Source organism: uncultured Novosphingobium sp., assembly GCF_964277725.1.
In the GTDB taxonomy this organism is placed as follows: domain Bacteria; phylum Pseudomonadota; class Alphaproteobacteria; order Sphingomonadales; family Sphingomonadaceae; genus Novosphingobium; species Novosphingobium fluoreni.
The window spans coordinates 1-9,583 of sequence record NZ_CAXYKL010000243.1 but is presented as its reverse complement, the minus strand read 5'-3'; the positions used below and the strand labels follow the sequence as shown (position 1 = coordinate 9,583).

Sequence of the window (9,583 nt, the reverse complement as noted above, 5' to 3'; positions counted from 1 at the left end):
ACGGTTTCGTTGCGATCGGCGTCGTCATTCGCGGTGAGACCTATCACTTCGAGATCGTCGCCGGCGAAAGCGCCCGAGGCATCATGGCGATGACCATGGACGGGATCGCCATCGGCAACGGCATCCTTACCGTGGAAAACGAAGAGCAGGCCATCGTGCGCGCCGATCCTGCGCAGAAAGACAAAGGCGGCGAAGCAGCCAAAGCAGCAATCGCCCTTCTGTCTCTGAAAGATCGCTTCGGCGGTTAACGTCGCAGGGTGTGCGGATAATCGGCATCCGCACAAATCGATGTTTTTATAAGGGCGGCATGTCCAAGATCCACTGCCGCCTTTTTCATAAGCGCAAAGACTATGATACCATATAACATCGAGGCGCGGGTATCAGCATCTGTTGAGCGTTATAAACGATTACCCCGAAACGCTTTCAGCGAAGCCGCCGGCTTTACTCTCATCGAAGCCGAGTGCTATTTCTTAACCAAGTCGTATTTTGAGATTATCTTCAAGACCTATATTCAACCGATAGGTATCTTTGCATCAGGGGTTCGGTGATTATGGCCAAATTCGCTATTAAAACTACTCTTTAGACTGTATTTTTCTCGAACAAACATAAAAAACGCAGTTTCAAAATCCGCGCGATAGTGCGACAACGCATCTCGGCGTCATAAGCGTCGAATTCGGATGCGAACCTACTTATGAAAATCTCCGGAAAAATCCGGGTCGCGAAGCAAAAAATGGTCCGCCTTGGCGGACTGCGTGAAATGCATCCTCACGCGCAGGAGATGATTAACGTGCCGAACCAAGATCGCGTTCAAAAGATCGCCGCCACCCTCGCCAATTGCATTGATGAGCTGGACGCTTTGTCCGCTGATGTCGCCGCCGCGCACATCGATCTGGCCCTGCAAACGCTCCGCCGTCAGTTCAGTTTGGGTGGTGAAATCTCCGAATCCGAGTAACCTTTCGAAGACGTTAGCCAATTCTGCAGCCTATCACCGCTCCAGACCGGACCGGCCTGACCATTTTTCGCCAGCCTGATTGCAAGGCTGGCCGGCAGGCCATTCCAGAATGGGCATCGGGGCTGGAACAGAATGGATATTGCGCAACAGGTCATGCGGAACAGGGCGAAAGCTATGCGCCTGATCGGTATCGCCAATGAACTGCTTGCGATGGCGAAAGACCTGGAGATGACGGCGCCGCATGATGCGCCGTCACTTCCGGTTGCAGGCTCGGCGGCAGGGTCATCAACGGCGGGGCAGGATCATCCCGTCTGGGTGGAGTTGGCCCGCCAAACGTACGAAGACCGGCGACGGCGCACCAAGATATTCCAGACCGAAGAGCTGTTTGGCGAACCCGCATGGGATATCCTGCTCGATCTCTTCATCGCCGCCAAGGAGCGCCGCCGCGTCTCTGTAACGAGCGCTTGCATCGGCTCGGCCGTGCCGTCCACCACCGCCCTGCGGTGGATTTCGATCCTTGAGCGCAGCGGACTTTTGATGCGGGAGGCGGACCCTGGCGACGCCCGCCGGGTCTATGTGCGTTTAAGTCCACGAGGCTACGATGCGATGCTGGAGTATTTCTCCGCCTCCAGTCGCTCGGTCGTGCTTCTGGATGACGGGACCGCGGAGATGGGGAAACGCCGCTAACCGGCCAGCTAGCGCGGTGTGGGCCACGATCTTTCCGGACCGGACACTCAGGCCAAGTGACGCAGCAACGCCTTCAACCGCATAGCCTTGCGGCGGACGCATCGCGGCTGTAGGGGAAACCGCACCCCCCCTTACACGCCAAATCCCAGAGGATTTTTGATGGCCGCCCAGTACGCCTACGTCATGAAGGGCATGACCAAGACCTTCCCCGGTGCGCAAAAACCGGTGCTTTCGAACATCAATTTGCAGTTCTACCAAGGCTCCAAGATCGGCATCGTCGGGCCCAACGGCGCCGGTAAGTCCACCCTGATCAAGATCATGGCGGGCATCGATACCGACATCACGGGTGAGGCCTGGGCGGGCGAGAACATCACCGTCGGTTACCTGGAACAGGAGCCGGAACTGGACGCCAGCAAGACCGTGCTGGAAAACGTCAAGGATGGCGCGCGCGACGTTGCCGACCTCGTCGATCGCTTCAACGAAATTTCCAACATCATGGCCGATCCGCCGGAAGACGCGGACTTCGATGCGCTGATGGAAGAGATGGGCTCGCTGCAGGAAAAGATCGACGCGGTCGATGGCTGGTCGCTCGACAGCCAGTTGGAGCTGGCGATGGAAGCGCTGCGCTGCCCGCCGGGAGACTGGCCTGTCACCAGCTTGTCTGGCGGTGAAAAGCGCCGTGTCGCCCTCACCCGGCTGTTGATCCAGAAGCCTTCGATCCTGTTGCTGGACGAGCCGACCAACCACCTCGATGCCGAGTCGGTGGAGTGGCTGGAAAACCACCTCAAGGAATATGCCGGCGCGGTGCTGATGATCACCCACGATCGCTACTTCCTGGACAACGTCGTCAGCTGGATCCTTGAGCTCGATCGCGGGAAATACTTCCCGTACGAAGGCAACTACTCGACCTACCTGGAAAAGAAAGCCAAGCGGCTTTCGCAGGAAGAGCGAGAGGAAAGCGGCCGTTCCAAGGCGCTCAAGGAAGAGCTGGAGTGGATCCGGCAGACGCCCGCCGCGCGCCAGACCAAGTCCAAAGCGCGTATCCGCAAGTTCGAGCAGCTTCAGGAAGCGCAGAACAACCGCAAGCCCGGCAAGGCGCAGATCGTCATTCAGGTGCCTGAGCGTCTTGGCGGCAAGGTGATCGAGGCCAAGGGCCTGACCAAGGCCTATGGCGACAAGCTACTGTTTGAGAACCTGTCGTTCATGCTGCCTCCCGGTGGCATCGTCGGCGTGATCGGTCCGAACGGCGCGGGCAAGTCGACGCTGTTCAAGATGATCACCGGCAAGGAACAGCCCGACGAGGGTACGGTGGAAATCGGCAGCACCGTGCATCTGGGCTTCGTTGACCAGAGCCGCGATCATCTCGACCCGGCCAAGAACGTCTGGGAAGAGGTTTCCGACGGGCTGGACTACATGAAGGTAAACGGCCACGACATGTCGACGCGTGCTTATGTCGGCGCGTTCAACTTCAAGGGTCAGGACCAGCAGAAGAACGTCGGCAAGCTCTCCGGCGGTGAGCGTAACCGTGTTCACATGGCCAAGATGCTGAAGGAGGGTGGCAACGTCCTCCTGCTCGACGAGCCGACCAACGACCTCGACGTGGAAACCCTTGCCGCGCTGGAAGATGCGATCGAGAATTTTGCGGGCTGCGCCGTTGTGATCAGCCACGATCGCTTCTTCCTCGATCGCCTGGCCACGCACATCCTCGCATTCGAGGGCAACAGCCATGTCGAATGGTTCGAAGGGAACTTCGCGGCTTATGAGGAAGACAAGCGCCGCCGGCTTGGCGATGCGGCGGATCGTCCAACCGCGCTGGCCTACAAGAAGCTGACCCGATAAGTCCATTGCCTTCCGTTCATCTTAGTCACGCGAAAGATGAACGAAAGGCATTGCCTTGGTTCAGTATCGCGACAGCGCGAACTAAATAAATAGCCTGATAAGGACAGGCCGACATCGCTGTGCGACCCGTCCCCTTTTACGGGACAGATGGTTATGAAAAACAATAAGAAAACTGGTTTGATCCGGCTCGCCAGCTTGAGCGCACTCGCTCTCGCCAGCATGATCGTGGCACCCGGTGCCGCTTCAGCCCAAGAACGCGGCGGTGAACGTGTCGGTCAGCGTGAAGGCGGCTGGGGCGGTGGCCTGCGCGGCCAGGGTGGCTGGCAGCCGCGCGGCGAAGCCCCAGCGGCTGGCCCAGCGCAAGCTCCCCCCGCCGCTCCTCGCGGACAGTGGGGTGGGATGGCCGGGCGCGGCGATGGTCAGCCCCGCGCCGAAAATCAGGTCCGACCGCAAGCTCCGCCACAAGGCGCCCGTGAAGGTTGGGGCGGCAATCGTAGTTGGCGTGGCAACGGCAACTGGCAGCAGGCCCAGCGCCCTGTCGGCACGCCGCAGGGCAACGTCGACGCTCGGCGCGGTCCGGAAGGTTGGCGTGGCGGGCCACCGCGTATCGAGGGTGATCGCCAGATGCAGCCGCGTCCCCCCCAGGGCCAGCAGGCCAATCCCGAATGGCGCCGTGACCGTGAGGGCTGGCGCAACACGCCGCGTACCGACGCGCAGCGCGATGGTCGTTGGCAAACCGATCGGGAAGGTTGGCGCGATAATCGCGATTGGCGCAACACCCGCAATAATGGCGATTGGCGCAACGGCCGCGACTGGCAAAACAACCGGGATGGCCGGGGTGCTGGTGACTGGCGCAACAACGGTAACAACCGTTGGACTGGCGGCAACTATCAGCGATGGGATCGCACGTGGCGCAACAACGATCGCTATAACTGGTCGGCATGGCGCTCTCGCAATCGGAGCGTCTTCAGCACCGGCAGCTACTACGCGCCTTATCGCAACTACAGCTATCGCCGCGTAGGTATTGGACTGTCGCTGGGCTCTGTGTTCTATAGCCAGAATTACTGGCTGACCGATCCATACGCCTATCGCTTGCCGGAGGTTTACGGGCCCTATCGCTGGGTGCGTTACTACGACGACGTCCTTTTGGTGGACGTCTATTCAGGGCAAGTCGTCGATGCGATCTACGACTTCTTCTACTAAGTTCGGGTGATGAAAATGAGAGCCTCGGCGCTACGGTGCCGGGGCTCTCTTCGTATTCAGGCGAAGGCCGTCGCCTTCCTCAGCAACTGGTACGCGTCGACCACTTGCTGCAAGCGGCCTTCGTGCGATCGATCGCCGCCGTTGTGGTCGGGATGGAAACGCCGGACCAGTTCGGTGTAGCGCCTGCGCAGATTGGTGCGATCGGCATCCATGTCCAACCCCAGAGCGCCCATGGCTCGCTCTTCGGCAGGCGTGAACCGACTGGCGTTGCTGCGCATGTTTTGCCGGCGCTCGCGAACGTGCGCTCTGGCGCGGGCGCTGATGGCCTCCAGGGGATCGGAAAAGTCCGCCCAGCGCGGTGCTTGATCCACGCCGGCATCGGGGCGGAACGCGCGCGTGGTGGATGCCCACCCGTGCAGTGGCGATTGCGCTTCGAAAATCTCTTCCGCGTTCATGCCGTCGAAATAGTCGTAGCCGGCATTGAACTGGCGCACGTGTTCCAGGCAGAACCAGCGATAGTCGCCCGGCCCGTCGAAGCCCGAAGGCCTTATCCCAGGCGCGCGGAATTCTCCGGCGTCATCACACCCTGGCCAATGGCACGCGCGGCCGCTCGTTTCGAAACGTCCGTGAAATCTATCCCTGCTCACCGGGTTTCAGATGGGAGCGGCTTGCCCTAAATGGAAGTCATGAATGGACCAATTGCTCAGGAAATGCACAGGCTGTTGACCGACGCCTTCGCACCCACCCACCTCGATATCATCAACGATACCGCCAACCATCGTGGCCACGCCGGCGATGACGGAAGCGGCGAATCGCACTTCACCATCGGAATTGAAAGCGCAGCTTTTGCGGGTGCCTCCCGCCTTCAGCGCCAGCGCATGGTGAACGCAGCGCTGGGTGATATCCCCGGCCAACGCGTCCACGCGCTGGCCATCAAGGCGCGCGCGCCCGGCGAAAGCTGACGGTTCAGGCTGTCTGCGGGTTGCCAAGCGGGCCTGCTCCCCCTAGCGGCACGGGCGCCAGTCATAGGAGTTCGCCATGGTCCCCCGCTACGCCCGCCCCGCGATGACCGCGATCTGGGAACCGGAAGCTCGCTACCGCATCTGGTTCGAGATCGAGGCTTACGCCGCCGTGAAGATGGGCGAACTGGGCGTCGTCCCCGTAAGCGCTGGCAAGGCTTTGTGGGACTGGTGGGCCACCAACCCCACGATCGATGTGGCTGCGATCGACGCGATCGAGGCAGTGACCAAGCACGACGTGATCGCATTCCTTGACTGGGTGGCGCAGCAGGTCGGCCCCGAGGCGCGCTTTATGCACCAGGGCATGACCAGCTCCGACGTGCTGGATACGACGCTGAACGTACAGCTGGTCCGTGCCAGCGACATTCTGCTGGAAGATCTCGATGCCCTGCTCGCCGCGATCAAGCGCCGTGCTGAGGAGCATAAATACACGCCCACGATCGGGCGCAGCCACGGCATTCACGCCGAGCCGGTCACGTTCGGGCTCAAGCTGGCGCAGGCTTATGCCGAGTTCGCCCGCTGCCGTAAGCGTCTGGTCGCCGCGCGCGAAGAGATCGCGACGTGTGCGATATCGGGCGCTGTCGGCACCTTCGCCAATGTCGATCCTTCGGTGGAGGAGTATGTGGCGGAAAAGCTGGGGCTTGAGGTGGAACCCATCTCCACCCAAGTTATCCCGCGCGATCGCCACGCCATGTTCTTTGCGGTGCTGGCCGTGATCGCGAGTTCCATCGAACGTCTGGCCATCGAAGTCCGCCACTTGCAGCGGACCGAAGTGCTTGAGGCGGAGGAGTATTTCTCGCCGGGCCAGAAGGGCTCCAGCGCGATGCCGCATAAGCGCAACCCGGTTTTGACCGAAAACCTCACCGGCCAGGCCCGCATGATCCGCTCCTACGCGCTGCCGGCCATGGAGAACGTGGCGCTATGGCATGAGCGTGATATCTCGCACTCGTCGGTGGAGCGCTTCATCGGCCCCGATGCAACGATTACGCTGGATTTCTCGCTCGCGCGCCTAACTGGCGTGATCGACAAGCTGCTGATCTATCCCGAGCGGATGCAGAAGAACCTCGATCGCATGGGCGGCCTCGTCCACTCGCAGCGGGTGTTGCTGGCCTTGACGCAGGCGGGCCTCAGCCGCGACGAATCCTATCGCCTGGTGCAGCGCAACGCGATGAAGGTGTGGGAATCGGACGGCCAGCTTTCGCTGCTGGAATTGCTCAAGGCCGATCCGGAAGTCAGCGCCGCCCTGCCGGCGGCGACGATCAAGGAGAAATTCAACCTCGATTACCACTTCAAGGAAGTCGACCGGATTTTCGAAAGGGTCTTCGCCGCCGCCTGACTTTCTCGACAGCCTGTGAGAGCCCGATCAGGATCAAACCTGAACCTGAGGCTTTTCACACGGTAATTTCGAGCCTAGCATCGCCGCCAACACGGCGGGAGGGAGCAAAGTCATGCAGATCATCCGCACGATCCTCTGGGTTATCATTACCGCCATTCTTGTCGCCTTCATTGCGATCAACTGGACCGCGGTACCGGTGAATTTCTGGCCTTTGGCTGATGGGAAGTATGTCCACTTCCAATGGCCGGTGGGTGTCGTCGCCCTGGTGTTCTTCCTGCTTGGCGCTGCCCCGATGTGGCTCATCCATCGTGCCGGCCGCTGGCGCCTAAAGCGTCGCATCAATTCGCTTGAGAACACCGTCGCGGCCACAAGCACGCCGGTCGTCACCAGCACCGCACCTGCGACCACGTCGGAGCAGGTCGTCGTCACGCCGGTCGATCGGTCCGGTACGCTTCCCCCCGACGTTTGAGCCCTAGCGGCGCCTGAAAGACCTCGATGAACCACAACCCCGTCTATCTTGCCCTCGACCTGCCACGTCTCGATGCCGCCGAAGCGCTTGCACGCAAGGTGGCGGGGCATATCGGGGGCATCAAGCTGGGGTTGGAGTTCTTCTGCGCGCATGGGCACCATGGAGTGCTGCAGATGCACAAGGTCGGGCTGCCGATTTTCCTGGACCTGAAGCTGCACGATATCCCGAACACCGTGGCCGCGGCGATGCAGTCCATCCACGTGCTCGAACCGGCGATCGTCACCGTCCACGCATCTGGCGGGCGTGCGATGATGGAGGATGCGAAGGCCGCTGCAGGCGAAAACTGCAAGGTCGTCGCGGTGACGGTGTTGACCAGCCTCGATGAAGGCGATTTGTCTACGATGGGGATCGGCGAAAGCGCCCACGATCACGCCCTTCGCCTGGCCGACTTGGCGCATTCCGCTAGTTTGGACGGCATCGTCTGCTCGGGGCAAGAGGTCGGCGCGGTTCGCCGCCAGTGGAAGGACGGTTATTTCGTCGTGCCCGGCCTGCGCCCGGACGATGGCAAGAGCAAGGGCGACCAGAAGCGCACCGTTACCCCGCGGGAGGCACGCGATGCCGGCGCCTCCGTGCTGGTGATCGGCCGCCCGATCAGCCGCGCGGAAGATCCCCTGGCGGCAGCTCGCGCGATCGAGGGTACGCTATAAAGCAGCTCGTCGCGCGACGGCCTCACTTCATCTTTGTCAATCAGGTTCAGCCTCGGGAAACCTAGTTCACCGCAGTTCGTTCGGCAGCACAGGATGGAGTTAATACGACAATGAAAACCCTGACGTTCGCCGCCGCCGCCGCCCTGGCTGCCCTGACCACACCGGCTATCGCGCAGGTGGCCTCCCCGGTGCCAACGATCACGGCGGGCCATACCTTGCTGACGGTGAATGCGGAGGGTTCGTCCACGCAACAGCCAGATCTGGCCATGTTCAACTCGGGCGTCACTACCCAAGGCGATACCGCCAGCGCCGCGCTTGCGGAAAATTCGCGCAAGATGACCCAGGTCGTAACTGCGCTGAAGCGTGCGGGCATTGCCGATCGCGATATCCAGACCAGCAATCTTAGCCTCAACCCGGTCTATGCACCGCCGCGCCGCCTGCCCGACGGTTCGGTGGAAGATCAGCCGCAGCGCATCGTCGCGTATCAGGCCGTCAATCAGGTTTCGGTCAAGCAGCGTAAGCTGGACGATTATGGCAAGGTGATCGATGCCCTGGTCACGGCTGGCGCAAACCAGGTGAACGGCCCCAACTTCATGCTTTCCACGCCAGACACGGCGATGGACGAGGCGCGCAATCAGGCGATCAAAATGGCGCGTCAGCGCGCGCAGCTTTACGCAAATGCTGCAGGCCTTCGCGTGGTGGGCATCGTCTCCATCAGCGAGAGCGGCAGCTATACCCCCCAGCCCGTCATGTATGACCGGATCATGACGGCATCGGCGCAGCGCGCGCCTGCCCCGCCGGTGATGAGCGGTGAGCTGGAAACGAAGGTCAACGTGACCGTCCAATTCGAACTGGCTGCCTGATCTAACGCCCCTCTCCCGTGGCGTTCACGGGCAAAGGGGCCCTGATCATTGCCGGGCTGGCCATTGCCAACCGGCACATGCTCGTGAAATAGCGCGGGCATGTCCTCTCCTGCTATCAAGATCTGCGGCATCAACACGCCGGCCTCGCTCGACGCCGCGATCAAGGCACGTGCGGGTCATGTCGGCTTCGTGTTTTTTCCGAAAAGCCCCCGCCATGTTGCCCCGGCCGATGCGGTCGCGCTGGGGGCGCGGGCAGACGGGCGGATCGGCAAAGTGGGCCTGTTCGTCGATGCCGATGATGTTATGCTGGGCGAGGCCGTAGGCGCGGCCAAGCTGACCGCGCTACAACTGCACGGTGCCGAAACGCCCGAACGCGCGGCGCAATTGCGTGCCCGGTTCGGCCTGCCGGTGTGGAAGGCCATCTCCGTTACCGGCCCACACGACGTGGCGCGCGCGCTGACCTACACCGGCGCGGCTGACCTGATCCTGTTCGATGCGAAGACGCCCG

At 61.5% G+C, this 9,583-nt stretch carries 11 protein-coding genes and 1 pseudogene; 11 read left to right on the top strand and 1 reads right to left on the bottom strand.

All coding sequences use genetic code 11. The features are described 5' to 3' along the window. The 5 genes from ACHWRX_RS13670 to ACHWRX_RS13650 all read left to right on the top strand — a co-directional run. The coding region (locus ACHWRX_RS13670; RefSeq protein WP_394659602.1) for a 6,7-dimethyl-8-ribityllumazine synthase at positions 1-248 on the top strand (248 nt) is incomplete at its 5' end. 443 nt (positions 249-691) lie between these two features. Next, positions 692-952 (top strand): hypothetical protein, encoded by a 261-nt coding sequence (locus ACHWRX_RS13665; protein ID WP_394659601.1) that lies wholly within the window; start codon positions 692-694, stop codon positions 950-952. A 174-nt stretch (positions 953-1,126) separates the two neighbouring features. Continuing rightward, entirely contained in the window at positions 1,127-1,639 is a 513-nt protein-coding gene (locus tag ACHWRX_RS13660; RefSeq protein ID WP_242866995.1) for a winged helix DNA-binding protein, read from the top strand. 159 nt (positions 1,640-1,798) lie between these two features. After that, a complete protein-coding gene (gene ettA / locus ACHWRX_RS13655; protein WP_183617517.1) occupies positions 1,799-3,478 on the top strand; it encodes an energy-dependent translational throttle protein EttA in 1,680 nt (559 codons plus the stop codon). A 153-nt stretch (positions 3,479-3,631) separates the two neighbouring features. Then, entirely contained in the window at positions 3,632-4,681 is a 1,050-nt protein-coding gene (locus tag ACHWRX_RS13650) for an RcnB family protein (RefSeq protein ID WP_394659600.1), read from the top strand. Positions 4,682-4,737: 56 nt separating this feature from the next. Here ACHWRX_RS13650 and ACHWRX_RS13645 read toward each other — a convergent pair whose 3' ends face one another. Next, entirely contained in the window at positions 4,738-5,328 is a 591-nt protein-coding gene (locus tag ACHWRX_RS13645) for a J domain-containing protein (RefSeq protein ID WP_058735417.1), read from the bottom strand. 39 nt (positions 5,329-5,367) lie between these two features. Here ACHWRX_RS13645 and ACHWRX_RS13640 point away from each other — a divergent pair, with 39 nt between their 5' ends. The 6 genes and pseudogenes from ACHWRX_RS13640 to ACHWRX_RS13615 all read left to right on the top strand — a co-directional run. Beyond that, entirely contained in the window at positions 5,368-5,643 is a 276-nt protein-coding gene (locus ACHWRX_RS13640; RefSeq protein ID WP_193753215.1) for a BolA family transcriptional regulator, read from the top strand. A gap of 76 nt (positions 5,644-5,719) precedes the next feature. Next, positions 5,720-7,036 (top strand): adenylosuccinate lyase, encoded by a 1,317-nt coding sequence (purB, locus tag ACHWRX_RS13635; protein ID WP_394659599.1) that lies wholly within the window; start codon positions 5,720-5,722, stop codon positions 7,034-7,036. A 112-nt stretch (positions 7,037-7,148) separates the two neighbouring features. After that, complete coding sequence (locus ACHWRX_RS13630) at positions 7,149-7,505, top strand: LapA family protein (RefSeq protein WP_288487307.1); 357 nt, start codon at positions 7,149-7,151, stop codon at positions 7,503-7,505. A gap of 26 nt (positions 7,506-7,531) precedes the next feature. After that, entirely contained in the window at positions 7,532-8,212 is a 681-nt protein-coding gene (pyrF, locus tag ACHWRX_RS13625; RefSeq protein WP_394659598.1) for an orotidine-5'-phosphate decarboxylase, read from the top strand. Positions 8,213-8,322: 110 nt separating this feature from the next. Then, positions 8,323-9,075: an SIMPL domain-containing protein gene (locus tag ACHWRX_RS13620; protein ID WP_394659597.1), complete on the top strand. Its 753-nt coding sequence runs from the start codon at positions 8,323-8,325 to the stop codon at positions 9,073-9,075. Between the two features lie 99 nt (positions 9,076-9,174). Then, a pseudogene (locus tag ACHWRX_RS13615) lies at positions 9,175-9,583 on the top strand (N-(5'-phosphoribosyl)anthranilate isomerase); the annotation flags it as partial.